Source organism: Cellulomonas sp. EB106-03-03-XG116, assembly GCF_058792015.1.
This window is the reverse complement of sequence record NZ_JBYTEP010000012.1, coordinates 1-26,698: the sequence shown is the minus strand read 5'-3', so window position 1 is coordinate 26,698 and position 26,698 is coordinate 1. Positions and strand designations below refer to the sequence as shown.

Here is a 26,698-nt window from a genome sequence, read left to right as displayed (position 1 = left end):
GTCACTCGTCCCCTTCGGTGGCGGTGGTGTCCGTCGTGGTCTCGCCCGAGGCGGCCCCGGCGTCGGCGGTGAAGCGGTTCGCGAGCGCGGCGTCGTTGAACACGGCGTTGAGCGACACCGCGTAGTACGTCGTGCCCTCCTCCTCGGCGGTGGCGACGGACGACACCCACGGGCTGTCGATGCCGGGCAGGGCGTCGAGCGCGTCCAGGAGGTCCGACGTCACCGGCGCGGTCGTCGACCGGAGCTGGAGCGACAGCGTTCCGATGCTGAGGCCCTGGAGCGGGTCGGCGGACGCAGCACCGGCCGCGATCGGCGAGGGCCCGGTGAGCGTGAAGTCGTCGACGCTCATCCCCGCGGGCAGGACGGCGGAGAGGGCGTCCAGGTAGGAGCGCCAACCGATCTCGGTGGCCATGCCCACCTCGCGGGCGTCGGTGGTCTCCTTGATCGCGTTGAGCACCTGCGGCACCTCGGCGTACTTCGCCTCCTCAGTGCGCAGGGCCATCTGCGCGTCCTCGGCAGCCGCGAGCTCGGCGTCCGCCGCGCCGCGGGCGAGAACTGCGGCGCCGTAGCCGAGCGCGACGACCGCCAGGACGACCACGAGGCCGATGGCGAGCCACCGCTTGACCACCGACAGCGAACGGGCGGCCCGCACCTCCGGAGGGAGCAGGTTGACCTGCGGCAGCCCGGGGTGGAACGGGCTCGGCTGGCCGGCCCCCTTGCTCTTCTTCGCCGGGCTCTTGGCCGGGCGCTCCGCGGTCGCGGTCATGCGGCTGCTCCGTGCGCGAGGCCGACCGGCATGGCGACGAGTGACTCGGCACCGGCCAGTCGGGAACGGTCGAGGGTCTTCGCCAGGCGCAGGCCCTGGAGGGCGTCGCCGAGCGCGACGGGGATGCGGCTCGAGCTCGAGAGGAACTGGCCGAGCCCGGGCAGGTGCGCGCCGCCACCCGTCAGCAGGACGCCCTCGATCCCGGCGCCCGGGTGGTTGCCGGCGTAGTAGACGAACGTGTTGCGGATGGACTCGACGAGCTGACGGGTCGTGGCTCCGATCGCCTCGGCCGCTGCTTCCTGACCCGCGCCGGCCCCGTACGCGATCCCGAGCTCGCGCTTGATGCCCTCGGCCTCGTGGGCCGTGACGCCGAGCGCTGTCGCGACGGCATCGGTGATGTGGCCGCCGCCCTGCGGGATCACGCGGACGAGCGCCGGAACGCCCCGGACCGCGACGACCACGTTGGTCACCCGGGCGCCGATGTCGACGAACGCCACGGTGCCCGCGCTGCCGGCGCCGCCACGCGCGAGGGCCCGGACGAGGGCGAAGGCGTTGAGATCCACCATGACCGGGCGCAGACCGGCGCCCTCGACGGCGAGGACGTTCGCGGCGACGGTGTCCCGCTGGGCCGCGACGAGCATGCCGCGGACCGTACGGCCGCGCTCACCGACCTCCTCGCCGGTCGGGAAGAAGTCCAGCAGGGCGTCACCGGCGGCGACCGGCAGCAGCTCCTGCACCTGGTACGGCAGCGACGCCTTGAGCTGCGGGAGCGGCATCCAGGGCAGCTCCATCTCGCGGACGATCACCCGCTGGTTGCCCACCCCGAGCACGACGTCCTTCGTCGAGAAGCCCGCCTGCTGCCAGAGCTGCTTGATCGCGTGCGACACGATCGCCTGCTCGACGACCTCGCCGTCCCGGACCGCCCCGGGCGGGAGCTCCACCTGACCGAGACGCTGCAGCGTCCCGTTGCCGGCAGCGGGTCCGCCGCTCCCGAAGGCCACCTCGGTGGCGCGCACGGCGCTCGTCCCGATGTCCAGCCCGACCACACGTGAGGAGGCCACCGCACGTCCCTTCGCCGTCGTTTGTCGTCGTACTTATCGGGCACCCCCGACGGCCCCTTGAGAGGTACGGCGGGTGCATTGCAGAAATCGTCAGAGAACAGACAGGTACGCCGCCCAGAGGGCCTCGCCCGCGACGATGCCGAGAATGGCGCCCGCGAACATCCACGGGCCGAAGGGCACCCGCGTCTTGCGCCCCGCGCGCCTGGCGGCCATGAGCCCGATCGAGAACAGCCCGCCGATGACGAACGCACCGAAGGCGCCTACCACCAGCGCGCCCCAGCCGAACCAGCCGAGGTACAGCCCGAGCAGGCCGGCCAGCTTGACGTCCCCGAACCCCATCCCGCCGGGCTTGGCGACCATGAGCGCGAAGTAGAACGCGAACATCGCGGCGGCGCCGACGAGGGCGCGCACGAGAGCCGGGATGTCCAGGCTCCCGTCCGGCGCGAGGTCGGCGAGGAGCAGCAGGGCGGCGGCGACACCGTAGGACGGCAGCACGATGGCGTCCGGCAGCCGGTTCACGTCGAGGTCGATCAGCGTGAGCGCCACGGCGACGGCAGCGAGGTAGAGGAGCGCCGGGAGCGTCCAGGAGAGCCCGGTGAACGCGGCCGTGAGCCCGAACAGCAGTCCGGTCCCCGCCTCGACCAGCGGGTACCGCACCGCGATCGGCGCGGCGCAGTCGCGACACCTCCCCCGCAGCAGCACCCACGAGAGGACGGGCACGTTGTCCCGCGCCCGGATCCGGTGCCCGCAGCGCGGGCAGGCCGAGGGCGGGTGCACCACCGACTCGCCGCGCGGGACGCGCCAGACCACGACGTTGAGGAACGAGCCGACCACGAGGCCGAGCAGGGTGCTGAAGCCGATCAGGAACCCCGTCACGCCGTGCCGCCCGTCATCCGCGGGCACCCTCGACGTAGTCCCCGATCTGCGCGTCGGACTTCTGCGCGGGGGCGTTCCACTTCTGGTCCGCCTCGCCGGAGCACGACGTCACGACGATCTTGGACCACGAGTCGTTGTACTTGTCCTCGCTCAGGCCCACGCAGCGCCCCAGGTAGTCCACGAACGTGTAGGACGTCGCCGCGTTGCCGGTGTCCTTGTAGCGGTCCCACTGCTGGTTGGGGGCCGAGGCGCTGCAGTTGACGAGCGTCACGTACGTGCCGGAGGCCCCCGGCGACTGCAGGCACTTCTTGCCCGAGTCGGCGTTGTTCTCCTTGACGTAGATCTGCTGGTCCTCCCGCACGGAGGTACCCGTCGCCGGCTCCGAGTAGTACCACTTGTGGTTCCAGTTCAGCCGGGCGCCGCCGCTGGGGTCCTGCTTGCACGGGTAGACGATCATGAAGGCCTTGCCGACCTGCTGGTCGGTCACGTCGAAGCAGCGGCCGAACTCGAGGTAGTTGACGATCTGGATCGTGTCCGCGCTCGCCGCACCGGCGCCCACGGCCGGGTCCGGGTTGAAGGAGCCCCAGGGCTGGTCGCTCGCGCACGAGCCGACGTGCAGCTTGGCGTTGCCGACGGCGGCGTTGCTGGTGGTGCCCGCGTAGAGGCACGCACCCGAGTAGTTCGTCAGATCCTGCCTCTGCCCCTGCCAGCGGGCGCCGGTGTCCCAGCTCCACAGCTGGTTCCAGCGCGCGGCATCGGTCTTACAGGGCTGGAGCGTGACCTTCTCACCGGTGCCTCCTGCCGTCACCGGGCCGGTGATGCACAGCGCGGTGCTGCCGGGAAGTGTCGTGACCGCCAGCTTCAGCTTGTAGTCGACGTCGTACAGCCAGAGCTCGTGGTCGTCGTCCGACCCGCACTCGGACTTCGGCTTGTACGTGATCGTCGACCCGGCCGAGAGCCCGTCGGCCCGGAGGCAGAAGGCGTCGCCGAAGGTGTAGATGCGCCCGCCGGCGATGTTCGTGTTGGTGGTGTTGAACTGGTACACCGTCGACAGCGACCGGTCGGCGTCGTCCGCCGACAGCCGCGGGGTCGTCTCGGCGAAGCCCTTGGCGGTGATGTAGGCGTAGATCGGCTGCGTGGCCGGCCGGCACGCCATCTTGTTCGCGGTCAGCCAGGTCTCCGACTGCCCCGCCGGGTCGTCCTTGTAGTAGCGCACCTGGACCTGGTAGCTCAGGTCGCCCGCGGCGTCCGCCACGCTGCCCTCGAGCGTGCAGGGGAGCTGGGTGAGGTCGCCGTAGATCGTCCCGGTGAAGTCGGGGGTGCCGCCCGCGGACCGGATCTGCGACAGGGCCGCCTCGACACCGGCCTCCGCGGCGAAGATCGTGCGGGTGTTCTTGCGCGCGAACTCCGTCGGCCTGGTCTGGGCCATGACCAGGGCCAGCACGACCATGCTGAGCGAGGCCATGATCAGGACGAGCAGGATCGAGCTCATCATCGCGACGCCGCTGTCCTGGCCCAGGGCCTCGAGCACGCCGCGGCGCCGTCCGCGCCCCACCTTGGTCCGCATCGTCAGGGCCTTCCCACCGCGGCCACGCACACCTGCGTGTCCGACTGACCGTCGTTGTCCGCGTCGGCGTTGCTCACCGACCCGGTCGTGCTGTTCCGCGCGACGAACGTCGACTCGCTCGACACGCGGGCGTCCGCGGACTCGTTCCCGACCGTGAGGCGCAGCACGAGCCGCTGCCGCGGCTGGTTCTTGGCCGCGTCCGCCGCGAGCACCTCGAACGGGTACCGCTGCGCGGTGTAGCCGTCATCCCCCTCGACGTCCGTGATGAGCGTGGACCACGCCGGCACCGAGGGCGTCGCCGCGTCCCGCCACGTGCGGCTCTGCAGGTCGCCCGAGCTCGGGTCCCACCGCCACTGCGTGCACATGGCGTACCCGGTGCTCGACACCGCCGCACCGGTCCGGAACTCGACGTACCGGCGACCGCTGGCACCGGTGCCCGGGTAGTTCACCGACTCCGCGTACCGGACCTGGCGCTCCATCCGCTGGAACGCCAGGCGCACGGAGTCCCCGGAGGACGCGGTCACATCGGCGCGCACCGTGCCGCGCGTCATCATCACGACGCCGCCCATGAACACGACCAGCACCAGCGTGAAGATGCCGATCGCGACGATCAGCTCGACCAGGGTCATGCCCGCGTCGCCGCGCTCCCGACGGATCGCGTCCCGGATCCGCTCCATCAGTTGGTCACCCGCACGGTGACCGTCACCGGCTCGGACACGATGTCCGCGTACTGGCCCGTCCCGCGGAGCGTGTACTGGAAGGTGCACGTGCCGGTCTGCTTGGGCGTCGTGAAGTTGATCCGACCGTTCTGGATGTCGGGCTGCTGGGTCGGGATCGTGCCGCACGTCAGGTTCGTGAACGTCGGGGTGAGCGCCACCGTGCCGCCGTAGTTCATCGGGGCGTCGTTCGCCCCGATGTTCAGCGACACCGTGGTGCTCTTCTTCGCCGAGTAGCTGTCGGGTTGCGCCACCGGCATCAGCCGGATCGTGACGGTCTTCACCTCGGACGCGACCGAGCGGTCCGGGGTGAGGACCCGGTACTGGAACGTCCAGACGCCGAGCACGTTGCCCTGCTGCTCGTAGGTCAGCGCCGCGCCGACCCGGTTGTCCGCCGCGTTGTACGAGCGCCCGTCGACGAAGAGCTTGCCCTGGTTCATCGCCACCGAGACGACCTCGTAGAGGTACCCGTTGGGGTTGCCGGTCAGGCCGACCATGTTGAGGTCGGTCTTCGACCCGTTGACGGTCGCCGGGACCCGGATCGTGAGGTCGGCGACCTTGGGCGGCGCCCACGTGGTCACCGTGACCGTCACGGTCGCCTCGTTGATGGCGGCGAGCCCGTCGACGTCGGTGTAGGTGTACCGGAACGTGGCCGTGCCGGACTTGTTCTGCGGCTTGAACACGATCGAGGTGCCGGAGACGGTCGCGCTCCACCCGGCGCCCGGCGGCGACGTGATCGTGACGGCCGCGGCGGTGCCGAGGTCGTTCGCCGTGACGGGGATCGTGATGTTCGCGTTCTGGCTCGTCGTCGCGGTGTCGTTGACGGCTCGCGGCATCACGCGGATGCGCACCGTCGCCACGTTGGACTCGCGGCCCGACTGGTCCTTGAGCTTGTAGGTGACCGTCTTGATGCCGGACACGTTGGCCGGCGCCGTGTAGAGGATCTGCCCGTCGGCGCGGACGGACGCGCTGCCCGCGCTCGCCGTCCCCACCAGCTGGACGGGGTTCGTCACGACGACGCCGAGGATGTCGTTCTTCAGCACGTCGATCACCACCTGCTCGCCGACGTTGACGACGGCGTCGTCGTCGACCGCGATCGGTCGGGTGGTGTTGTTCCAGGTGAGGTCGGAGTTGGGGTCGATCAGCGACGTGACCTGGTACGAGCAGCCGGACTCGGGGCAGGACTGGCTCTGCCAGGTGACGCGCACCATCACGCGCATGAGCTCGGTGTAGCCCGAGGGTGCCGAGTCCGGGGCGGTCGGGCCGACCTTGCTGCAGCCCGCCGCCGCGCCGGTCTTGGACCGGTAGCACGGGCCGATCAGGGTCAGCGCCTCGTAGTCGAGGTTGTTGAGCTCGGACGTCGCGACCAGCGGCACGGCGTCGTCGGTGCTGCCGGGCACGGCGGTCGGGGCCGCGTCCCACGCCGCGTAGGTGTCGGCGTAGCCCTCGAGGCCCGCGGTCGCGACGGAGGCCCAGGCGGCCTCGACGTCGTCCTTGGTCCGACCGAGCAGCAGGCCGCTCGTGTCGCCGGCGCGCTTCGCGCCGACGCCGTACGCCCGCTCCATCGCCTCGTTCGCGACCACGACCGCGTTCTGGGACTGCTGCTGGTGGCTCACGGCGCGGGTGCCACCGACGAAGAAGTAGAGGGCCGCCGTCGCCGTGACCGTGAGCAGGGCGAGGGCGACGATCACCTCGACGAGGGTGAAGCCCTCGTCGTCGAGCGGGCGGATCGGGCGGCGCCGGGCCATGGGTGCGTCTCCTGGGGTCGCGGGCGGCGGAGGGGGTCCTGCGCGAGCAGGTGGGTCCGAGCGTGGCTCGGACCCACCTGCTCGTGAGTGCGTCAGCGGGGCCGGACGTCAGTCCTGGAGGCCGCCCTTGGCGCTGTCGTACGTGATGTCGGTGTCCTTGCCGTCCGGGTTGTCGGCGACGATCGTGTAGCTGCCATCAGAGTTGTTGGTGAAGGTCAGCTCGGTCTTGTCGTTGCTCAGCTTGACGTCCACGTCGGTGCCACCAGCGGCGCCGGTCAGGGTGATCGAACCGGTGCCGGTCGCGTCGGCCGGGTACTCCTGGTTGTCCACGAAGTACATCTCGGCCTCGTTGGCGACGGTCCGCAGGTCGGACTTCACGCCGGCGTCCATGGCGCTCTTGCGCTGGTTCATGAACACCGGGATCGCGATCGCCGCGAGGATGCCGATGATGATGACGACGACGAGGAGCTCGATCAGGGTGAAACCCTGGTCCTTCTTCGCCATAGCCTTCTGGATGCGAGCGATCATGCTCATCTCCCGTTTCAGTTTCGAATCCACTGTGTCAAGTTCGGAAAGGGCCCGCAGGTCCCCCGCCACAGATGACTTCGGGTGCCAGCACCCGTGACTTGAGGTCGGTTCCGGGGTGATCCGACAATCACCCGTTCGACGCAGGCGAAACGGTAGAAACGGACATTCGAGGAGCGCTTTCATCACCCGTCGGGGTGAACGAAGCCGCAGGTCACCCGGGTGAGGGTGACCTGCGGCTGTGGTTCTGCCGAACGACTACTGCACCAGCTCGTAGATCGAGAAGATCGGCATGTAGAGGGCGACGATCATGCCGCCGATGAGACCGCCGAGGACCACGATCATGAGCGGCTCGATGAGGCTGGTCAGCTGTTCGGTGGTCGACTCGACCTCCTGGTCGTAGAAGTCCGCGACCTTGCCCAGCATGGTGTCGAGCGCGCCGGTGTCCTCGCCGACGGCCATCATCTGCGTGACCATGGGCGGGAACACCGGGTGGTCGGCCAGCGGGCCGGCGAGCGACTGGCCGGTGCGGACGGACTCCTGGACCGCCTTGGTGGCACGCTCGACGACGACGTTGCCGCTCGTCTCGCCGACGATCTCCAGCGCCTGAAGGATCGGGACACCGGCGTGGATCATCGCGCCGAAGTTCCGGGTGAACCGCGCGATCGCGATCTTCTTGAACAGCTTGCCGAACACCGGCAGGCGCAGCTTGAGTGGGTCGAGCTTCTCCCGGACCGCGCGGTCGTTCTTGTGCCGGCCCCACCACACCGCGAAAACGATCAGCGCCGCGACCATCGGCCCGATCGCCCACTTGAGGACTCCGGAGAGGAACACGAGGAACTGCGTCGCCGCGGGGAGCTCGCCGCCGAGCGAGGCGAACATGTTCTGGAAGATCGGCACGATGAACAGCAGCATGCCGACGACGGCCAAGATCGCGATGACGAAGACGACGACCGGGTAGGTCATCGCGCTCTGCACCTTGCCGCGGAGCTTGACCTCGGACTCGAAGTTCTCGGCGATGGAGACGAGCACCTCGTCGAGGAAGCCGCCGATCTCACCCGCGCGCACCATGTTGATCATCAGCGGCGGGAACACCTCGGGGTGCCGCCCGAGCGCGACGGAGAACGCCACACCCGTCTCCACGTCGTTGCGCACCTGCGCCACGATCTTAGCGAGCGGCTTCGACTCGGTCTGGTCGGCCAGGATCGCCAGCGCGCGGATCAACGACAGACCGGAGTTGATCATCGTCGCGAGCTGGCGCGCCGCGACCGCGAGGTCCTTGAGCGTGATCCGGTCGCCGAACCCGGGGAACGAGATCTCTCGCTGCAGACCCGTGTTCTTGACCTCCGAGATCGACAGCGCTGCTAGCCCCATCTCCCGGAGCCGGCTGGCGACGGCCGCTTCGTTGGCCGCGTCGACGCGACCCTTGACGACCTTCCCCTCCCGGTCGCGGACGGCGTACTCGTAGGTGCGCGCCCCCGAGGCGCCCGGTGCGGTGGTGGTGGCCATCAGTGTCCCTGCATCCCGTACGAGTCCGGACCGAGGCCGGCCGCGCCCTGCGACTGGCCGGAGAACCGGCCGGTCAGCCGGTTGAAGTCCTCGATGTGGTGGCACTTCTCGAGACCGACCTCGTGGGTGATCGCGCCCGACTTCACGAGCTCGGCGAGGTGCTGGTCCATGGTGTGCATGCCCTGCTGGGCCCCGGCCTGCATGGCCGAGTAGATCTGGTGCGTCTTGCCCTCGCGGATGAGGTTGCGGATCGCGGGGGTCGCCACCAGGACCTCGGTCGCGACTGAGCGGCCGACCCCGCTCGCGCGCTTGCAGAGCGTCTGGCTGACGACGCCCTGGATCGCGCCCGCGAGCTGAGTCCGCACCTGCGCCTGCTGCCCCGACGGGAACACGTCGATGATGCGGTCGATGGTCTGGGCCGCGTCCTGCGTGTGCAGGGTCGCGAACACGAGGTGACCGGTCTCGGCCGCGGTCAGGGCGACGGAGATGGTCTCCAGGTCGCGCATCTCGCCGACCAGGATGATGTCCGGGTCCTGCCGCAGCACGTGCTTGAGCGCGTTGGCGAACGAGTGGGTGTCCTCCCCCACCTCGCGCTGGTTCACCAGCGCCTTCTTGTGCCGGTGCAGGAACTCGATCGGGTCCTCGACGGTCATGATGTGGTCGGGCCGCGTGCGGTTGGCCAGGTCGATGATCGACGCGAGCGTCGTCGACTTGCCGGAGCCGGTCGGACCGGTGACGAGCACCAGGCCGCGAGGGAGCCCCGCGAACGTCGCCACGATGGGCGGGACGCCCAGCTGCTCCAGCGGCTTGATCTCGTACGGGATCACGCGGAAGGCCGCGCCGATGGACTCGCGCTGCTGGTACAGGTTGAGACGGAACCGGGCGAGGCCACGCACGGCGTAGGACAGGTCCAGCTCGAGGTTCGCCTCGAACTTCTCCCGCTGCTTCTGGGTGAGGACCGAGTACAGCGTGCGGCGGAGCGCCTCCGGCTGCAGGACGTCGTAGCCCTCGAGCGGGACGAGCGAGCCGGACAACCGGATGGTCGGCGCGGCGCCCGAGGTGAGGTGCAGGTCGGAAGCCCCGGCCGCCACCATCGCGTGCAGCGCACCCTCCAGGTCGAGGTCCCCCTCGCGGGTCTGCTCGCCCATGCCCGCGCGCGCGCCGCCGGAGCGCAGCGCCGCCCGGGTGCCGGGTGCCGCGGCCGCGCGTGCCGGGGCACCGGCCGCGCCCTGCGGCACGGCCGCGGGCGCAGTGGCAGCCGGGGCGGAGGGCGCCGGGATACCGGGCACCGGGGCGCCGGTCGGCGGCGCGGCGGGGTACGTCGCGCCCGGGGGGATCGCGGGCGCCGGGAGGCCGTACCCACGCGGCGCATGAGCGGCCTGGGTCGCCACGGGCGGCGCCACCGCCGGCACCGGCGAGACCGCCGGCGCACCGGCGCCCGGCACGTACGGCGGCAGCGCCTGCGTCTGCTGCCACGGCTCAGGCGTGTCGTACTCGCTCACCGCTCCACCCCTCGCGCGCCGGCCCGCCGACCTGCGGCGCCGTGTCGTTGGCTCTCATCGGCCGGAGAACCGCTCTTCTTGAGCGGTCGCTCCGCGGACCACCCGGTCACGCGACGACCCGCAGGATCTCCTCCACCGACGTCTGCCCCAGCGCGACCTTCTGCCAGCCGTCGTCGCGGAGCGTGATCATGCCCTGCTGCCGCGCGGTGGCCCCGATCTCCGCGGCCGACGCCCGCGCCACGGCCAGGCGCTCGATGTCCTCGGTCACCCGCATGACCTCGTGCAGCGCAACCCGCCCGCGGTACCCGGTGCGGGAGCACGCGACGCAGCCGACGGGCCGGAACAGCTCGGGCAGCGGCTCCCCCGGCACCCACGGGAACCGCGCGCCGATGAGCTCGGTCTCGGTCGGGACGTACGGCTCGCAGCACTTGGCGCACAGCCGCCGGGCGAGCCGCTGTGCGACCACCGCGTCGAGCGCGGAGCCGACGAGGAACGGCTCGATGCCCATCTCGGTGAGGCGGGTGATCGCGGACGGCGCGTCGTTGGTGTGCAGCGTCGAGAGCACGAGGTGGCCGGTGAGCGCCGCCTCGATGGCGATCTGCGCGGTCTCGTGGTCGCGGATCTCACCGAGCAGCACGACGTCGGGGTCGGACCGCAGGATGGAGCGCAGCGCGCCCGCGAACGTCAGGCCCGCCTTCGGGTTCACCTGCACCTGGTTGATGCCGGCGAGGCGGTACTCGACCGGGTCCTCGACCGTGATGACGTTGATCTCCGGCTTGGAGACCGCGTTCAGCGTCGCGTACAGGGTGGTCGACTTGCCGGAACCCGTGGGCCCGGTGACCAGGATCATCCCGTACGGCTTGGTGTACGCGTCCTTGTACGACTCGTAGTTGTGCTCGAGGAACGCGAGGTCGCGCAGGTCGAGCGAGGCCGTGGAGTTGTCCAGGATCCGCATGACGATCTTCTCGCCCCACACCGTCGGCAGGGTGGCGACGCGGAGGTCGATCTTGCGGCCGTTGTGGGTGACGGACATGCGGCCGTCCTGGGGCTTGCGGCGCTCCGCGATGTCGATGTCCGACATGATCTTGACGCGCGAGATGACGCCGCCCTGGATCTGCTTGGGCGAGCGCTGCATCTCGTGCAGCACGCCGTCGATGCGGTACCGCACGCGCAGGTCGTGCTCGGTGGGCTCGATGTGGATGTCGGAGGCCCGGTCGGAGATCGCCTGGGTCACCAGCAGGTTCACGTACCGGACGATCGGGGCGTCGTCCTCGACGGCGTTGCCGATGCTCGACAGGTCGACCTGCGCCTGCTGGGACTGCTGCTCCTCCTCGAACGCGGAGGACAGGTCCTCCATCTCGCCGTCGGCGCGGCAGAACCGCTCGATCGCGCGGCTGAGGTTCTCGTAGGTCGCGACGATCGGCAGGACCGCCATGCCCGAGACGGTCCGCACGTCGTCGACGGCGACCACGTTGCCGGGGTCGGCGGTCGCCAGGACGAGCGCGCCGTCCTGGAACCCGACGGGCAGCACGGTGTACCGGCGGCACAAGGCGGCGGGCACCATCGAGACCGCGGACCGGTCCACCTGGTACTCGTCGAGGTCGACGAACGCCATCCCGACCTGCCGCGCGAGCGCGGCCACGAGCTGCCCCTCGGTGAGGACCCCGATCTCGACCAGCGTGCGGCCGAGGGACTGCCCCCGGGCCATCTGCTCGTCCAGCGCGGCCATGAGCTGCGCCTCGCTGACCAGGCCCTCGTCCAGCAGGATCTCGCCGAGCTGCTTCACCCCGTTGCCCTTTCGTCCGGGGCAGGCAGGTGCACCGGCCCCGTAGGACCCATCGGCACGCGGGTGCGGCGAGATGAGGACCCGGGGGCGCTCAGACGCGCCGGGGACCGTCCCGGCCGGGTGAATCAGCCGGTCAGCCGGTCGCCGTCGAGCGCCGCCCCGAGCGCGTCGTCCATCGCGGCGAGCGGCCCGGGCCGCCCGGTCATGAGCCGCACCTGCTCGGCGGCCTGGTGCAGCAGCATCCGCTCCCCCGGCACGGCGACGCCGGCGGCGGCGAGCCAGGCGGCGTGCAGCGCGGTGGGCCGCGGGTCGTAGGCGACGTCGAGCAGCACGGCGCCCGGCCGCAGGGCGGGTCCCTGGGGCAGCGCGGCCGCCAGGTCGTCCGCGGCGTGCGGCGGCAGCGTGGAGACGACGAGGTCGGCGCCGGCCAGCGCGGCGGGCGCGCCGTCGAGCGTGCGGAACGCCGGCTCGACGCCCATGCGGTGCGCCGCACGCGCGAGCGCTCCCGTGCGGCCGAGCGACCGCGCGAGCACGACCGGCGTCGTGCAGCCGAGCTCGGCCAGCGCGGCGAGGGCGGACGCGGCGGTCGCACCCGCGCCGAGGACGACGGCGGCGCGGGCCGGGGCGCGCTCCCCCGGCGACGCCGCGTCCGCCGCGCCCAGCCCCTCCGACAGCGCCGCCACGATGCCGTGCACGTCCGTGTTGGCCCCGGTGAGCACCGGCCGGCCCGACCCGCCCGCCTGCACCAGCACCGTGTTCACCGCGCCGACGACGGCCGCCAGCGGCTCGACGTGGTCGAGCAGCGGCAGCACCGTCTGCTTGAGCGGCATGGTCAGGCTGAGCCCGGCCCAGGTCGCGTCGAGGTCGCCGACGAACGCCGGCAGCTGCTCCTCGGTGACGTCGACCGCGTCGTACGCCCAGCCGTCGAGACCGAGGGACCGGTAGGCGGCCCGGTGCAGGACCGGGGACAGCGAGTGCGCGATCGGGTGGCCGAGCACCGCGGCGCGGCGCGCGGCACCGGTCACTGGTTGGCCGCCTGCCACTCCCGCAGCTCGTCGACGTAGGTCTGGTGCTCGGCGAACGTCTCGGCGAACTTCGTCTCGCCGGTGTCGAGGTTCACCGTGACCCAGAACAGCCACGGCCCGTCCGCAGGGTTGAGCACGGCGTCGATCGACACCTCGCCCGGGTTGGCGATCGGGGTCGGCGGCAGGCCGGTGATCTTGTACGAGTTGTACGGGTTGTACGGCGGCTGCGCCTGGCTGGTGTCGGCGTAGGTCAGCTCGGTGCCGGGGATCCCCAGGCCGTACGCGTTGATCGCGTCGATCTGCAGCGGCATCTCGGCGGCCAGGCGGTTGTCGATGGCGCGGGCGATCTTGGCCCGGTCCTCGTCGAGCTTGCCCTCGCGCTCGACGATCGACGCCTGGTTGAGCACCGTCTCCCACTGGTCCTGGGCGACGCCCTTCTCGGTGAGCAGGGCCGTGGTCCGCGCGACCATCTGGGACAGCACGCTCGCGGCGCTCGAGCCGGGCTCGACCTCGTAGGTCATCGGGAACAGCCAGCCCTCGACGTTGCCGCCGGCCTCGGCGGGCAGCCCGATCGCGGCGGGGTCGGCCGCGGCGGCCTCGAGGTCCTCGACGGTGATGCCGGTGACCTCGTAGACGCGCTGGTAGATCTGCTGGGCGGTGTAGCCCTCCGGGATCGTCACCCGGTTCGACACGCGGTTGGCGGGGTCGAGGAGCGCGGCGACCGCGTCGCTGGCCTTCATCTCGAGCTGCAGGCCGTAGGTACCGGGCTGGATCCCGACCGCGGCGGGGTTCGCGGCGTACGCGCTGGTGAACGCGTTCACGGTCGCGACGACGCCGGCGTCGACCAGCGTCTGCCCGATCGCGCCGCCGGTGTCGCCGGACGCGACGGTCACCTGGACCTCGCCGCTGCCCGGTCCCGGGAAGTCCTGCACGGTCTCGTCGGTGCTGCCGCCGCCGGAGAACAGCCCGCCGAACACGCTCCACACGACGAAGCCGGCGCCGCCGACGAGGACGAGCGCGAGCAGGAGCACGACGACGCTGCGGCGCCGCCGGTGCTTCTTCTGCTTGGCGCGCTGCTCCTGCGAGTCGCGGCGCGAGCGGCGCGAGGGCGGGGGTGCCTCGTGGTGCTCCTGCTGCGGAGCACCGAGGAACAGGTCGCTCACTCGGTCGTCCCTTCGGTGTGTCCTGCTCGTCCAGGCTCCTGCTGACCCCCCGGGCGCTCCTCCGCGGGAGGCTCCGGGCGGGTCGCCGTGACCCGCTCGCCGGGCCTGCGGCCCGAGGAGCGCTCCGCGTCGAGCGCGGTCTGCAGGATCACCACGGCGGCCGCCTGGTCGACGACCGCCCGGTGACGACGTCCGGACCGGCCGGACGCGTGCAGCGCCTGATGGGCGGACACCGTGCTCATCCGCTCGTCGACCAACCGCACCGGAACCGGGGCGACGGCCTGCGCCAGCGCACCAGCGTACGCGCGTGCGGCCTGTGCTGCCGAGCCCTCGGTCCCGGAGAGGTGCTTCGGGAGGCCGACGTACACCGCCGCGGCGAACCGCTCGGCCACCTCGGCGACGATCGTGGCGACGTCCGACGGCAGCGCACCCGGGGCCGGCGGGCGGGTGTCGCGGGGCAGCGTGTCGACCGGCGTGGCCACGAGGCCGTCCGGGTCGCTGGCCGCGAGGCCGACCCGGACCGAGCCGACGTCCACGGCGAGCCGGGCCCCGCGCACGACGGCGTCGGGGTCCGGCACCCCGGGCGCGTCGGCCGCGCCCGGGGTGCCGGCCACGGGGCTCAGGCCCCCGCCCCGATCGCCTCGCGGATGCCGGCCAGCGCCTCGGGCAGCCGGGCGGCGTCGGCTCCACCGCCCTGCGCCAGGTCGTCCTTGCCGCCGCCACCGCCGCCGAGCAGGCCGGACGCGGTCTTGACCAGGGCGCCCGCGCGGACGCCCTTCTCGCGCGCCGCGGCGTTCGTCGCGACCACGACGACCGGGCGGCCCTTGGCCACGCCGCCGACCGCGACGACGGCCGGGGCCGCCTCGCCGAGGCGGGAGCGGACGTCGAGCACCAGGGTGCGCAGGTCGTCCGCCGCGACCTCGCCGGCGTCGTGGGTGACCACGCGGGTGCCGGCGATCTCGGCCGCGGAGGACGCGAGCGTGCCCGCGATCGCGAGGACCTGCGCGGCGCGCAGCCCGGCGAGCTCCTTCTCGGACTCCTTGAGCCGGGTCATCAGCGAGGACACCCGGTCGGCGAGCTCGTCGGGGCGCGCCCCGAGCAGGCCGGAGATCTGGCCGACGAGGGCGCGCTCCTTGGCGTGGAAGCCGTACGCCCCGTCGCCGACGAGCGCGTCGACCCGGCGGACGCCGGAGCCGATCGAGGCCTCGCCGAGCAGGGTGACCAGGCCGAGCTCGCCCGACTGCCGCACGTGCGTGCCGCCGCAGAGCTCGCGGGACCAGTCGCCGCCGATCGACACGACGCGCACCTGGTCGCCGTACTTCTCGCCGAACAGCGCCATCGCGCCGAGCGCGCGGGCCTCGGCGATCGGCATGACCGCGTCGGTGACCTCGAGGTTCTCCTGGAGCCGGGTGTTCACCCGCTCCTCGACCTCGGACAGCACGCCCTGAGGGACGGCCTGGCCGGCGCGGAAGTCGAACCGCACGCGGCTGGGCGCGTTCTCGGAGCCCGCCTGGGTGGCCGACGGGCCGAGGGACTCCTGGATGGCCTTGTGCACCATGTGCGTCGCGGTGTGCGCGCGGCTGATCGCGATGCGGCGCGCGGTGTCGATCGACGCGACGCCCGGCTCGTCCAGCGTGACGGTGCCCTCGACCAGGCGCCCGCGGTGCACGGGCAGGCCCTTGACCGGCGCCTGCACGTCGTCGACCTCGATGGTCGCGCCGCCGTCGAGCACGATCGTGCCGTGGTCGGCCAGCTGGCCGCCCATCTCGGCGTAGAACGGCGTCACGTCCAGGACGACCTCGACCTCGGCCGGCGCGGTGGCCGCCGGCGCGGGCTGCCCGTCGACGAGCAGGCCGACGACGCGCGAGCGGGAGGTGCTGCGGTCGTAGCCGACGAACTCGACCGGGCGCGCGCCGGACCCGCTCAGGGTCGCGTGCAGGTCCTGGTACGCGGCGGTGTCCGTGCGGCCCGCGCGCTTGGCCAGCGCGTCCGCCCGGGCGCGGTCGCGCTGCGCCTGCATGAGCGTCCGGAACGCCTTCTCGTCGACGGAGACGCCCTGCTCGGCCGCCATCTCGAGGGTGAGGTCGATCGGGAAGCCGTAGGTGTCGTGCAGCTGGAACGCCTTCTCGCCCGACAGCAGCGGCGCCGCGCTCGGCGTCCCGGTGCCGGTCGACTTCACCTCGGAGACCGCCAGGTCGAGGATCGAGGTGCCCGCGACGAGGGTGCGCAGGAACGCCTCCTCCTCCGCGTACGCGACCTTGGCGATCCGGTCGAAGTCGCGCGCCAGCTCCGGGTACGACGGCGACATGGCGTCGCGGGAGACGGGCAGCAGCGTCGGCAGCGCGGGGGTCTCGACGCCGAGCAGGCGCATCGCGCGGACGGCACGGCGCAGCAGGCGGCGCAGCACGTAGCCCCGGCCCTCGTTCGACGGGACGACGCCGTCGCCCATGAGCATGAGGCCGGAGCGCACGTGGTCCGCGACGACGCGCATCCGCACGTCGTCCTCGTGGTCCGCGCCGTACCGGCGGCCGGACAGCGCCTGGGCGGCCTCGATGACCGGGAAGACCTCGTCGATCTCGTACATGTTGTCGACGCCCTGCAGCAGGAACGCGACGCGCTCCAGCCCCATGCCGGTGTCGATGTTCTTCTGCTTGAGCTCGCCGAGGATCGGGAAGTTCTCCTTGCCGCCCCCGTCGCCGCGCTCGTACTGCATGAACACGAGGTTCCAGATCTCGATGTACCGGTCCTCGTCCACGACCGGGCCGCCCTCGGCGCCGTACTCGGGGCCGCGGTCGACGTAGATCTCCGAGCACGGGCCCGCGGGGCCGCGCGCGCCGGTCGACCAGTAGTTGTCCTTCATGCCGCGGCGCTGGATGCGCTCGTCCGGCAGGCCGGCGATCTTCTTCCAGAGCTCGGCCGCCTCGTCGTCGGTCTCGTAGACCGTGACCCAGATCGTCTCCGGGTCGAAGCCGTAGCCGCCCCGGTCCTGCGGAGTGGTGATCAGCTCCCACGCGTGGGTGATCGCCCCCTCCTTGAAGTAGTCGCCGAAGGAGAAGTTGCCGTTCATCTGGAAGAACGTGCCGTGCCGCGTCGTCTTGCCGACCTCCTCGATGTCGAGGGTGCGCACGCACTTCTGCACGCTCGTCGCGCGCGGCCACGGGGCCGTCTGCTCGCCGAGCATGTACGGGATGAACGGCACCATGCCCGCGATGACGAACAGCGTCGACGGGTCGGGCGAGATCAGCGGGGCCGAGGGCACCACGGCGTGGCCGCGGGCCTCGAAGAAGTCGAGCCAACGCTGGCGGATCTCGGCGGTGCGCATGGTGTCCTCGTCTGGGTCGGGTGGCGGGGGTCGCGGGCCCTCGCCCGTTCTCGTGGTTCAGCGTCGCCGACGGCGGGTGTGTTCCCGCGCGGGCGACCGGGTGCAGCCTAGGGGCCGCGGGGCCGGTGTCAGTAGAAGGAGTACGGCAGGTCGCCGTCGCCGTCGGCCGGGTCGTCCGTCGGCTCCTCGGCCCAGCCGCGGCGGGCGCGGGCGGCGCGCGCCGCGTCCCGGGCCTCGGGGTCCCGGTGCCAGGCGGGCGGGACGGCGCCGTGCGCGTCGTGCTCGGCCTCCCGGTCCGCGGCGCGGCGCCCGGCGCGCTCGGCGCGGATCGCGTCCACGTCGACGTCGCCGACGAGGTCGTGCCGCAGCTGAGCCTCGCGCTCGGCCATGCCGGTGCGGAACTCGCGGCGCGCGTCGGACAGCGACCGGACGGCGCCGGCCGTGGTGGCGCCCGCGCGGAACGCGGTGCGCGCGGCGCGGGCGGCCGTGCCGGCGGTGGCCCGGGCGGTCCCGGCCGCGCCGGTCGCCGAGCCGTCGGCGTGCGCGCCGTGGCCGGCGGGGGCGCCCGTGAGGTCGTCCAGCAGGCCGAGCCGCTTCGCGCCGGCGACCGCCGCAGCGACGCCGACCGCGACCCAGAGCAGCCGGCTCATCGCCCGGACCGCCCGCGGCCCAGGCCGGACAGCGCGCGCCGCACGCCGTAGCTGAAGGCCGCGACCTTGATCATCGGGCCGCCGACGGTCGCGGCGAACAGCGACGTCAGGGCGGAGGCGTTCTGCGTGATCTGGGCGGCGGACGTCGTGATCGCGTCCACCCGCTCGAGCTGGGTGTTCGTCGACGACACCGTGGTGGCGGCCTCGTCCAGGATCGGCACCGTGTGCTCGGTGATCTCCTTGACGGAGGTCCGGGTCTCGTCCAGCACCCGCCCGAGCTTCACCAGCGGCACGGCGAGCGCGCCCACCAGCAGCACGAAGGCGATGGCCGCGATGAGCCCCGCGATGTCTCCCAGCATGGCCAGCCCTTCTGCTCGTGCCGGCACCGCGCCGACGACACCGGAACCCTACCCGGCGTGCGGTGTCGCGCCGGGCGACCGGCCGCGCGCGCGGGCCGGGAACGCCGCGACGCCCCGGCGCCGACCCCGAGGGGGCGGTGCGAGGGCGTCGCGGACGTGCGAGCCGGGTGGCTCAGCGGGCGTAGTACTCGACGACCAGCTGGACGTCGCAGGTCACGGGGACCTCGGCGCGCTTCGGGCGGCGCACCAGCACGGCCGACAGCTTCTCGAGCTGGACGTCCAGGTAGCCCGGGACGGCCGGCAGCACGTCGCGGTGGGCGCCGGCGGCGGCCACCTGGAACGGCACGGTGGTCTGCGACTTCGGCTTGATCTGCAGGGTCTGGCCCTCCTTCACGCGGAAGGACGGACGGTCCACGATCTTGCCGTCGACGAGGATGTGGCGGTGGGTCACGACCTGGCGCGCCTGCAGGATGGTGCGGGCGAAGCCGGCGCGGAGCACCAGCGCGTCGAGACGGGTCTCGAGGTCCTCGACCAGGGCCTCACCGGTCAGGCCCGGGGCCTTGCGGGCGTCCTCGTACGCACGGGCGAGCTGCTTCTCGCGCAGCGCGTACTGGGCGCGCAGCCGCTGCTTCTCGCGCAGACGCACCGCGTAGTCCGACTCGGTGCGGCGGCGGGCGCGGCCGTGCTCGCCGGGCGGGTAGGGGCGCTTCTCGAAGTGCTTGACGGCCTTCGGGGTGAGCGCGAGGCCGAGGGCGCGCGAGAGGCGCACCTGGCGACGCGCACGCGTCACGTTGCTCATGTGGTTCTTCCTGTCGTTTCTCGTACGGCACACCCGTGCCCGGCGAACCCGGGCGGGGCGTGGGGCCGACCTCCGTGCGTCCGTACGAGGCGGACGCGGCTAGGACCCCAGGCGGCCGTCCGGCTGACCCACCGGGAGACCCCGGGGTGCGGACGACCGTGCAACTCTACCGGGTGGGCGTCGCTGGGCCTAATGCGGGCCGGCCGGCGGTCGGTCGGCGGGCCGGTCAGCGGTCCTGCGGCGGCGGCGCCTGGTCCAGCACGGACCGGATCCGGCCGAGCCGCTCGCCGACCTGCCGCTCGTACCCGTTCTCCGTGGGGCTGTAGTAGCGGGTGCCGACCAGGTCGTCCGGGAGGTACTGCTGCGCGGCGATCCCGTGCGGGTGGTCGTGGGCGTACAGGTACCCCTTGCCGTGCCCCAGCTGCTTGGCGCCGGCGTAGTGCGCGTCCCGCAGGTGCGCGGGCACCGACCCGAGCCGGCCCGCCTGGACGTCCGCGAGGGCGGCGTTGATCCCGTTGTAGGCGGCGTTCGACTTCGGGGCCGTCGCCAGGTGCACGACGGCCTCGGCCAGGATGATCCGCGCCTCGGGCATGCCGATGAGCTGCACGGCCTGCGCCGCGGCGACCGCGGTCTGCAGGGCGCTCGGGTCGGCCATGCCCACGTCCTCCGACGCCGAGATGACGATGCGCCGGGCGATGAACCGCGGGTCCTCCCCCGCCGCGATCATCCGGGCGAGGTAGTGCAGGGACGCGTCGACGTCGGAGCCCCGCACCGACTTGATGAAGGCGCTGATGACGTCGTAGTGCTGGTCCCCGTCCCGGTCGTACCGGACGGCGGCGACGTCGATCGCGCGCTCGGTGGTCGCGAGGTCGACGACCGCCGGGGCGTCCGCGTCGTCGCCGAGGTCGACGTCCGGGTCCGCCAGGCGCGCCTCCCGGTCCGCCAGCGCCGCGCCCGCGGCCGCCTCGAGGATCGTCAGCGCCTTGCGGGCGTCGCCGCCGGACAGCCGGAGCAGGTGGTCCTCGGCGTCCTCGGTGAGCACGACCGCTCCGCCGAGCCCGCGCTCGTCCTCGACGGCCCGCCGGATCAGCGCCCGGACGTCGTCGGTCTCGAGCGGCTTGAGCGTCAGCAGCAGCGAGCGGGACAGCAGCGGGGAGTTCACCGAGAAGCTCGGGTTCTCCGTCGTCGCCGCGACGAGCGTCACCCAGCGGTTCTCGACGCTCGGCAGCAGCGCGTCCTGCTGCGCCTTGGTGAACCGGTGCACCTCGTCGATGAACAGCACCGTCTCCGAGCCGTCGGACGCCAGCCGGCGCCGGGCGTCGTCGACGACCTGCCGCACGTCCTTGACACCGGCGGTGACCGCGGACAGCTCGACGAACCGGCGGCCGGAGGTCGTCGCGACCAGGTAGGCGAGCGTCGTCTTGCCCGTGCCGGGCGGGCCCCAGAGCACGACCGACGACGGCGCCGCCCGCCGCGCGGTCGCGTCGCCGGGCTCGACCAACCGCCGGAGCGGCGAGCCCGGCACCAGCAGGTGCTCCTGCCCGGCGACCTCCGCCAGGCTGCGCGGGCGCATGCGCACCGCCAGCGGCGCCCCCGCCGACGGGGCGGGCGTGCCCTGCGCCGAGGTGGTCACCGCGTCGAACAGGTCCATGCCCACGAGCCTACGGGCGCCGTCCCACACGCCGCGCCGTGGGACGGATGGGACCGGTGGTGCGCGAGGGGCGTCCGGCCTGCGATGCTGGCCCGCGTGTTCGAGAGCCTCGGCCGCCTGGTCGCCCGCCACCCCCGCCTCACGGTGCTCGTCTGGGCCGTCGTGGCCGCGGGCTGCTTCGCGGTGGCGCTCGTCGGGGTCGGCGGGCAGAACCTGTTCGACCGGCTGAGCACCGGCGAGCCGGTCGTCCCCGGCTCGGACAGCGCGCGGGCGAGCGAGCTGCTGGCCGCGACCAGCACGTCCGGCGCCTCGCTGAGCCTCGTGGTGCAGGGCGTGGACCCCGCGGCCGAGGGGCTGGCGGAGGCGCTGGCGCCGGCCCGCGAGGAGGTCGCGGCCGTCGACGGCGTGCTGTCGGTCATCGACCCGTTCGTGCTGCCCGACGGGCCCGCCAACCCGGCGGCGGCACCCCTGCTCGCGCAGGACGGCGACGGGTTCCTCCTGGTCGCCGAGCTGGACCCCGAGCTGTCCGACGACGCGGAGTCCGCCGCGCTGCGCGACCTCCAGGTGCGGCTCGCGGACGTCCCCGACGCGCTGCACGACGTGGCCCCGGACGCGACCGGCCTGGTCGGCGGCACCTCGCTCATCGTGTCGGCGATCACCGACCAGGTGGAGCGGGACCTGACCACCGGCGAGGCCATCGCCCTGCCGGTCGCGCTGCTCATCATGGTGCTGGTGTTCGGCGGGTTCCTCGCCGCGGCGATGCCGCTGGCCGGGGCGATCGCGTCCATCGCGGGCGGCCTCGGGTCGCTGGTCGCGCTGTCGTACGTGATGGACGACCTCGAGTCGTCGGTCGTGAACGTCGTCACGGTGCTCGGCCTCGGGCTGTCGATCGACTACGGGCTGCTGATCGTGTCCCGGTTCCGCGAGGAGCTCGGCAAGACGCTGGGCGACGACGAGGGTCGCTCGGCCCGGCGGCGGCGCGGCGACGGCGCGGTGGTCGGCGCGCTGCTCACCACCATGTCGACCGCGGGGCGCACCGTCGCGTTCTCCGCGCTGACGGTGGCCATCTCGATCGCGGGCCTGCTCGTGTTCCGACAGGACATCCTCCGGGCGTTCGGCGCCGGCTCGGTCGCCGTCATCGTGTTCGCGGTCGCCACCGCCCTGACCCTGGTGCCCGCGCTGCTGGTGCTGGCCGGTCGGCGGCTCGCCCGGCCCAGCGTGCTGTCGCGCGTGCCCGGGGTGCGCGCCGTGCTCGCCCGCACCGCGGACGTCGAGCACGAGGAGGGCGTGTTCTCCCGGCTCGCCGCGCGCGTGCAGCGGCGCCCCTGGTGGGTGCTGGGCGGCTCGCTCGCGGTCCTGCTCGTCCTCGCGACCCCGCTGCTGCACCTCGAGCTGCGCAACTCCACCACCGAGCTGCTCCCCCGGTCCAGCCCGCAGCGCGAGTACGTCCAGGTGCTCGCCGAGCAGTACCCCGCGTCCTCGTCGGCCGCGGTGCCCGTCGTCGCCCAGACCTCCGTCGCGGACGCGCAGGCGGCCGTCCCCGAGATCGAGGCGCTCGACGGCGTCGCGTCCGTCGACGCGCCGGTCGCCCGCGGGTCGGTCGTCGTGATCGGCGTGCGCCCCGACACCGACGACCCCGGCGGCGCCGACGCCCAGGCGGTCGTGCACGAGCTGCGCGATCTCGACCTGCCGTTCGAGGCCTACGTCGGCGGGCAGGCCGCGAACCAGATCGACTTCACCGACGCGCTGGTGGACCGCGCACCCTGGGCGCTCGGCATCGTGGCGGTGGCGACCCTCGTGCTGCTGTTCCTCATGACCGGATCGGTGCTGGTGCCGGTCAAGGCGCTGCTGACCAACGTCGTGTCGCTGTGCGCGTCCCTCGGCGTGCTGGTCTGGGTGTTCCAGGACGGGCACCTGTCCGGGCTGCTGCAGTTCGACCCGACCGGCGGCATCGAGACCTACGTGCTGGCGCTCGTCATCGCGTTCGCCTTCGGCCTCGCCATGGACTACGAGGTGTTCCTGCTCTCCCGGATCAAGGAGCTGCACGACGCCGGGGCGCCCAACGACGTGGCCGTGCGGCTCGGGCTCCAGCGGTCGGGGCGGGTCATCACGTCCGCCGCGGCGATCATCATCGCGGTGTTCGCGGGCTTCGTCGCCGGCGAGCTGCTGGTGATCAAGGAGGTCGGCTTCTCGCTGGCCGTCGCGGTGCTGATCGACGCGACGCTGGTCCGGCTGCTGCTGGTGCCCGCGACGATGACCGTGCTCGGCGACCTGAACTGGTGGGCCCCGGCGCCCCTGCGCCGCCTGCACGCCCGGCTGGCGCTCACGCACTGACGGCGGCGGGCGCGCGCCCGGAGGCGCGGCGGCAGTCGGCACCCCGCGGCCGGGCCCGGCCCGTCCGCGCCACCCGGCAGCGCTCCCGCGCCGCGCCCGGTCCGCCGTGCCCCGCGAGCGAGTAACCGACACGTCGAGCGAGCATCCGACGACTATTCGCTCGACGTGTCGGTTACCCGCTCGGTGATCGCCCGCGGGCGGGCGGGCGGGGGCTCGGTCAGGCGCCGCGGCGGCGCAGGGTCGTCAGGCGGTGCAGGGTGCGCAGGCCCAGGCGGTGGTAGATCCGCCGGGCGCCGTGGTTGTCGTCCCACATGCCCAGCGACACCCAGTCGGCGCCGTCGGCGAGCAGCGCCCGCACCGCCCCGGCCGTCAGCGCCGCCCCGAGCCCCTGGCCGCGCTCGCCCGGCCGGACGCCGAGCCCGTGCAGGTGCGCGGACCCGCGCCCGCCGACCCGGCCGGCGCGGGGGCCGGCGCCGATGACGCCGCCCAGCCGGCCGGAGGCGTCGAGGGCGCCCCACCATCGCTCGCCGTGGCCCTCGGGGTCGGCGTCGGTCGTCGGGTTGGCGTCCGCGAGGCACGCGCGGATCGCGGCGGCGTCGCCGCGCGGGTCGAGCTCGCGGACCCGGGACTCCGCGGCGACGGGCGCGGGCGCGACGTCGGTGACCAGCCACTCCCAGCCGGTGCGGTTCGGGGTGAGGCCGAGCGCGGCCACCTCGTCCGCGCGCAGCAGGCCGAACGCCTCGGTGTCCACCCAGGCGAACCGGTGCCCCGGGCGGGCGTGGGCGCGCAGGAGCGCCGCGACGGGCTCCGCCGGGCCGAGCGCGAGCAGCATGGTCGCGCCGCCGTGCGCGACGTCGTCCACCCCCGGGGCCGGCGGGTTGCCGGGACGGGGCACCGCGCGCCGCACGAGCAGCATCGCGTCGCCGTCGGCGTGCACCTCGGCGGGGCGCCAGCCGTGCCGCTCGTCGAGGAGGAACGGGTCCTGCGCCCACCGCGCGGGCAGGGCGGGCGCACCGGCCGGACGTCCCGGCGCCGCGCCGTGCCGGTCCCCCGGTGCCGCGCCGTCCCACCCGCCCACGGCTCGCCCGCGCACGGCCGACGGCCCCGGCGCGGTGCGCGCGCCGGGGCCGTCGGGGTGCTGCGGGGTGCCGTCGGCCGGGTCGCCGACGCGCGTCACCGCTGCGCGGCCGCCGAGGCGTCCGCGACCGGGGTCTCGGCGGGCGTGCCCTGCGGGGCGAGGTCGGACGCCTTCGGCTTGGCGTCGACGCCCGCCTCCTTGCGCTGCTGCGCGGTGATCGGGGCCGGCGCGCCGGTCAGCGGGTCGTAGCCGCCGCCCGACTTCGGGAACGCGATGACGTCGCGGATCGACTCGGAGCCGGTCAGCAGCGCCACGATGCGGTCCCAGCCGAACGCGATGCCGCCGTGCGGCGGGGCGCCGAACTGGAAGGCGTCGAGCAGGAAGCCGAACTTCTCCTGGGCCTCCTCCTCGCCGATGCCCATGACCGCGAACACGCGCTCCTGGACGTCCTTGCGGTGGATACGGATCGAGCCGCCGCCGATCTCGTTGCCGTTGCACACGATGTCGTAGGCGTAGGCCAGGGCCTCGCCCGGGTCCTCCTCGAACCGGTCGACCCACTCCGGCGTCGGCGACGTGAAGGCGTGGTGGACCGCGGTCCAGGCGCCCTCGCCGACGGCCACGTCGTCGTCCTCGCCCGTGGGCTTGAACAGCGGCGCGTCGACGACCCACACGAACGACCAGGCGGACTCGTCGAGGAGCTCGGCGCGGCGGCCGATCTCGAGGCGGGCCGCGCCGAGCAGCGCGCGCGCCTCGGCCGGCTTGCCCGCGGCGAAGAACACCGCGTCGCCCGGCTGGGCGCCGACCGCGGCGGCGAGGCCCTCGCGCTCGGCGTCGGTGATGTTCTTGGCGACCGGGCCGCCGAGCGTGCCGCCCTCGCCGACCGTGACGTACGCGAGGCCCTTGGCGCCGCGCTGCTTGGCCCACTCCTGCCAGGCGTCGAACCCGCGGCGGGGCGTCGAGGCGCCGCCCGGCTGCACGACGGCGCCGACGTACGGCGCCTGGAAGACGCGGAAGGGCGTGTCGGCGAAGTACCCGGTGAGCTCGACGAGCTCCAGGCCGAACCGCAGGTCCGGCTTGTCGGTGCCGTACTTCGCCATCGCCTCGGCGTAGGTCATGCGGGCGATCGGGGTCGGGATCTCGTAGTCGATGAGGCCCCACAGCGCGGTGAGGATCTGTTCGCCGAGCGCGATCACGTCCTCCTGGTCGACGAACGACATCTCGACGTCGAGCTGGGTGAACTCCGGCTGCCGGTCGGCGCGGAAGTCCTCGTCCCGGTAGCAGCGGGCGATCTGGTAGTACCGCTCCATGCCGCCGACCATGAGCAGCTGCTTGAACAGCTGCGGCGACTGCGGCAGGGCGTACCAGGAGCCCGGCGCGAGGCGGGCCGGAACGACGAAGTCGCGGGCGCCCTCGGGGGTCGAGCGGGTCAGCGTCGGGGTCTCGATCTCGACGAAGTCCTGGGCGTCCAGCACGCGGCGGGCGGCCTGGTTGGCCTTGGCGCGCAGCCGGATGGCCTTGGCGGGCTCGGGCCGGCGCAGGTCGAGGTAGCGGTGCCGCAGCCGCGCCTCCTCACCGACCGGCTCGTCCAGCGACGAGGACACCTGGAACGGCAGCGGGGCGGACTCGTTGAGCACCACGACCTCGTCGGCCGTGACCTCGACCTCGCCCGTCGCCAGGTGGGCGTTCTCGTTGCCCTCGGGGCGGCGACCGACGGTGCCGGTCACCTGGAGCACGTACTCGGCGCGCAGGCCGTGCGCGACGGCCTCGTCCCGGATGACGACCTGGGCGATGCCCGAGGCGTCCCGGAGGTCCACGAAGGCGACCCCACCGTGATCGCGCCGGCGATCCACCCACCCGGTCAGGGTGACGGTGGTGCCGATGTGCTCGGCCCGCAGCGAGCCGGCGGTGTGGGTGCGCAGCACGAGGAGTCCTCTCCGGTGTCGGGGTGCTGCCCGTCCGAGCAGCCCGGCGAGTCTACTGCCGCCCGACCCGGCGCCGTCGCGCGGATACTCCGCCGCGGGGCCCGGCGCCGTCCCGCGGATACTCCGCCGCGCGGCCCCGCGCCGTGCTCCCGGGCGCGCAGCGCGACCCCGGCCCGCCGGCGGTCGGGCCGCCCCGGACCGGCGTCAGAACAGCGCGGGCTGCACCGCCCCGAGCAGCGCCCCCGCCAGCGCGCCGTCGGGCGTCTCGGCGCCGCGCCCGCCGGCGGCCCGCACCCGCCAGGGCTGTCTCTTGTACACACCTGACGCTGCCGACGAAGG

Annotated in this window: 21 protein-coding genes; 1 reads left to right on the top strand and 20 read right to left on the bottom strand. The window is 73.3% G+C overall.

What is annotated here, in order from left to right:
- Nucleotide 1 precedes the first annotated feature (1 nt).
- The 18 genes from AC3WUG_RS07270 to AC3WUG_RS07185 all read right to left on the bottom strand — a co-directional run bounded on the left by AC3WUG_RS07270 (nt 2) and on the right by AC3WUG_RS07185 (nt 21,025).
- Complete coding sequence (locus AC3WUG_RS07270) at nt 2–766, bottom strand: PilN domain-containing protein (protein ID WP_492327066.1); 765 nt, start codon at nt 764–766, stop codon at nt 2–4.
- Nucleotides 763–1,827, bottom strand: a complete 1,065-nt coding sequence (gene pilM, locus AC3WUG_RS07265; RefSeq protein ID WP_492327065.1) for a type IV pilus assembly protein PilM — start codon at nt 1,825–1,827, stop codon at nt 763–765. Before pilM ends, AC3WUG_RS07270 begins: the two co-directional genes overlap by 4 nt.
- A gap of 90 nt (nt 1,828–1,917) precedes the next feature.
- The gene (locus AC3WUG_RS07260; RefSeq protein WP_492327064.1) at nt 1,918–2,703 is read right to left on the bottom strand and encodes a prepilin peptidase; all 786 of its coding nucleotides are present in this window, start codon (nt 2,701–2,703) and stop codon (nt 1,918–1,920) included.
- Nucleotides 2,704–2,716: 13 nt separating this feature from the next.
- The gene (locus AC3WUG_RS07255) at nt 2,717–4,270 is read right to left on the bottom strand and encodes a ricin-type beta-trefoil lectin domain protein (protein ID WP_492327063.1); all 1,554 of its coding nucleotides are present in this window, start codon (nt 4,268–4,270) and stop codon (nt 2,717–2,719) included.
- 2 nt (nt 4,271–4,272) lie between these two features.
- On the bottom strand, nt 4,273–4,947 hold the full coding sequence (locus tag AC3WUG_RS07250) for a PulJ/GspJ family protein (RefSeq protein ID WP_492327062.1): 675 nt from the start codon (nt 4,945–4,947) through the stop codon (nt 4,273–4,275).
- Entirely contained in the window at nt 4,947–6,734 is a 1,788-nt protein-coding gene (locus AC3WUG_RS07245) for an Ig-like domain-containing protein (RefSeq protein ID WP_492327061.1), read from the bottom strand. The genes AC3WUG_RS07250 and AC3WUG_RS07245 overlap by 1 nt, the downstream gene beginning before the upstream one ends.
- Before the next feature lie 108 nt (nt 6,735–6,842).
- Nucleotides 6,843–7,262 carry a type IV pilin protein gene (locus tag AC3WUG_RS07240; RefSeq protein WP_492327060.1) on the bottom strand — a complete coding sequence of 140 codons (420 nt, stop codon included), beginning with the start codon at nt 7,260–7,262 and terminating at the stop codon, nt 6,843–6,845.
- Nucleotides 7,263–7,517: 255 nt separating this feature from the next.
- Nucleotides 7,518–8,768, bottom strand: a complete 1,251-nt coding sequence (locus AC3WUG_RS07235) for a type II secretion system F family protein (RefSeq protein WP_492327059.1) — start codon at nt 8,766–8,768, stop codon at nt 7,518–7,520.
- Nucleotides 8,768–10,270: a type IV pilus twitching motility protein PilT gene (locus AC3WUG_RS07230; RefSeq protein ID WP_492327058.1), complete on the bottom strand. Its 1,503-nt coding sequence runs from the start codon at nt 10,268–10,270 to the stop codon at nt 8,768–8,770. Before AC3WUG_RS07230 ends, AC3WUG_RS07235 begins: the two co-directional genes overlap by 1 nt.
- A 106-nt stretch (nt 10,271–10,376) precedes the next feature.
- On the bottom strand, nt 10,377–12,056 hold the full coding sequence (locus tag AC3WUG_RS07225; RefSeq protein WP_217615285.1) for a GspE/PulE family protein: 1,680 nt from the start codon (nt 12,054–12,056) through the stop codon (nt 10,377–10,379).
- Between the two features lie 125 nt (nt 12,057–12,181).
- Nucleotides 12,182–13,081, bottom strand: a complete 900-nt coding sequence (locus AC3WUG_RS07220; protein ID WP_492327057.1) for a shikimate dehydrogenase — start codon at nt 13,079–13,081, stop codon at nt 12,182–12,184.
- Nucleotides 13,078–14,244, bottom strand: coding sequence for an endolytic transglycosylase MltG (mltG, locus tag AC3WUG_RS07215; RefSeq protein WP_492327056.1), 1,167 nt, complete (start codon nt 14,242–14,244; stop codon nt 13,078–13,080). The genes AC3WUG_RS07220 and mltG overlap by 4 nt, the downstream gene beginning before the upstream one ends.
- Nucleotides 14,241–14,858 (bottom strand): Holliday junction resolvase RuvX, encoded by a 618-nt coding sequence (gene ruvX / locus AC3WUG_RS07210; protein WP_492327055.1) that lies wholly within the window; start codon nt 14,856–14,858, stop codon nt 14,241–14,243. Before ruvX ends, mltG begins: the two co-directional genes overlap by 4 nt.
- Nucleotides 14,859–14,863: 5 nt before the next feature.
- On the bottom strand, nt 14,864–17,566 hold the full coding sequence (alaS, locus tag AC3WUG_RS07205; RefSeq protein ID WP_492327054.1) for an alanine--tRNA ligase: 2,703 nt from the start codon (nt 17,564–17,566) through the stop codon (nt 14,864–14,866).
- A gap of 128 nt (nt 17,567–17,694) precedes the next feature.
- The gene (locus AC3WUG_RS07200) at nt 17,695–18,216 is read right to left on the bottom strand and encodes a hypothetical protein (RefSeq protein ID WP_492327053.1); all 522 of its coding nucleotides are present in this window, start codon (nt 18,214–18,216) and stop codon (nt 17,695–17,697) included.
- Nucleotides 18,213–18,575, bottom strand: coding sequence for a DUF948 domain-containing protein (locus AC3WUG_RS07195; protein WP_147793636.1), 363 nt, complete (start codon nt 18,573–18,575; stop codon nt 18,213–18,215). Before AC3WUG_RS07195 ends, AC3WUG_RS07200 begins: the two co-directional genes overlap by 4 nt.
- 172 nt (nt 18,576–18,747) lie before the next feature.
- Complete coding sequence (gene rpsD, locus AC3WUG_RS07190) at nt 18,748–19,374, bottom strand: 30S ribosomal protein S4 (RefSeq protein WP_147793637.1); 627 nt, start codon at nt 19,372–19,374, stop codon at nt 18,748–18,750.
- Between the two features lie 226 nt (nt 19,375–19,600).
- Entirely contained in the window at nt 19,601–21,025 is a 1,425-nt protein-coding gene (locus AC3WUG_RS07185) for a replication-associated recombination protein A (RefSeq protein ID WP_492327052.1), read from the bottom strand.
- 96 nt (nt 21,026–21,121) lie between these two features.
- Here AC3WUG_RS07185 and AC3WUG_RS07180 point away from each other — a divergent pair, with 96 nt between their 5' ends.
- Nucleotides 21,122–23,359 carry an MMPL family transporter gene (locus tag AC3WUG_RS07180; RefSeq protein WP_492327051.1) on the top strand — a complete coding sequence of 746 codons (2,238 nt, stop codon included), beginning with the start codon at nt 21,122–21,124 and terminating at the stop codon, nt 23,357–23,359.
- Between the two features lie 217 nt (nt 23,360–23,576).
- On the opposite strand, the gene AC3WUG_RS07175 is transcribed toward AC3WUG_RS07180, so the two are convergent.
- Both AC3WUG_RS07175 and aspS read right to left on the bottom strand, forming a co-directional pair.
- Nucleotides 23,577–24,536, bottom strand: coding sequence for a GNAT family N-acetyltransferase (locus AC3WUG_RS07175; RefSeq protein WP_492327050.1), 960 nt, complete (start codon nt 24,534–24,536; stop codon nt 23,577–23,579).
- Nucleotides 24,533–26,359 (bottom strand): aspartate--tRNA ligase, encoded by a 1,827-nt coding sequence (gene aspS, locus AC3WUG_RS07170; RefSeq protein ID WP_492327049.1) that lies wholly within the window; start codon nt 26,357–26,359, stop codon nt 24,533–24,535. The genes AC3WUG_RS07175 and aspS overlap by 4 nt, the downstream gene beginning before the upstream one ends.
- Nucleotides 26,360–26,698 lie beyond the last annotated feature (339 nt).

What these genes read in the sequence shown, in the direction of transcription:
- AC3WUG_RS07255 (WP_492327063.1), bottom strand. Translation starts at nt 4,270, where the DNA reads ATGCGGACCAAGGTGGGGCGCGGACGGCGCCGCGGCGTGCTCGAGGCC.
- alaS (WP_492327054.1), bottom strand. Translation starts at nt 17,566, where the DNA reads ATGCGCACCGCCGAGATCCGCCAGCGTTGGCTCGACTTCTTCGAGGCC.
- AC3WUG_RS07200 (WP_492327053.1), bottom strand. Translation starts at nt 18,216, where the DNA reads ATGAGCCGGCTGCTCTGGGTCGCGGTCGGCGTCGCTGCGGCGGTCGCC.
- AC3WUG_RS07185 (WP_492327052.1), bottom strand. Translation starts at nt 21,025, where the DNA reads ATGGACCTGTTCGACGCGGTGACCACCTCGGCGCAGGGCACGCCCGCC.
- AC3WUG_RS07245 (WP_492327061.1), bottom strand. Translation starts at nt 6,734, where the DNA reads ATGGCCCGGCGCCGCCCGATCCGCCCGCTCGACGACGAGGGCTTCACC.
- rpsD (WP_147793637.1), bottom strand. Translation starts at nt 19,374, where the DNA reads ATGAGCAACGTGACGCGTGCGCGTCGCCAGGTGCGCCTCTCGCGCGCC.
- AC3WUG_RS07270 (WP_492327066.1), bottom strand. Translation starts at nt 766, where the DNA reads ATGACCGCGACCGCGGAGCGCCCGGCCAAGAGCCCGGCGAAGAAGAGC.
- AC3WUG_RS07235 (WP_492327059.1), bottom strand. Translation starts at nt 8,768, where the DNA reads ATGGCCACCACCACCGCACCGGGCGCCTCGGGGGCGCGCACCTACGAG.
- AC3WUG_RS07250 (WP_492327062.1), bottom strand. Translation starts at nt 4,947, where the DNA reads ATGGAGCGGATCCGGGACGCGATCCGTCGGGAGCGCGGCGACGCGGGC.
- AC3WUG_RS07195 (WP_147793636.1), bottom strand. Translation starts at nt 18,575, where the DNA reads ATGCTGGGAGACATCGCGGGGCTCATCGCGGCCATCGCCTTCGTGCTG.
- AC3WUG_RS07240 (WP_492327060.1), bottom strand. Translation starts at nt 7,262, where the DNA reads ATGATCGCTCGCATCCAGAAGGCTATGGCGAAGAAGGACCAGGGTTTC.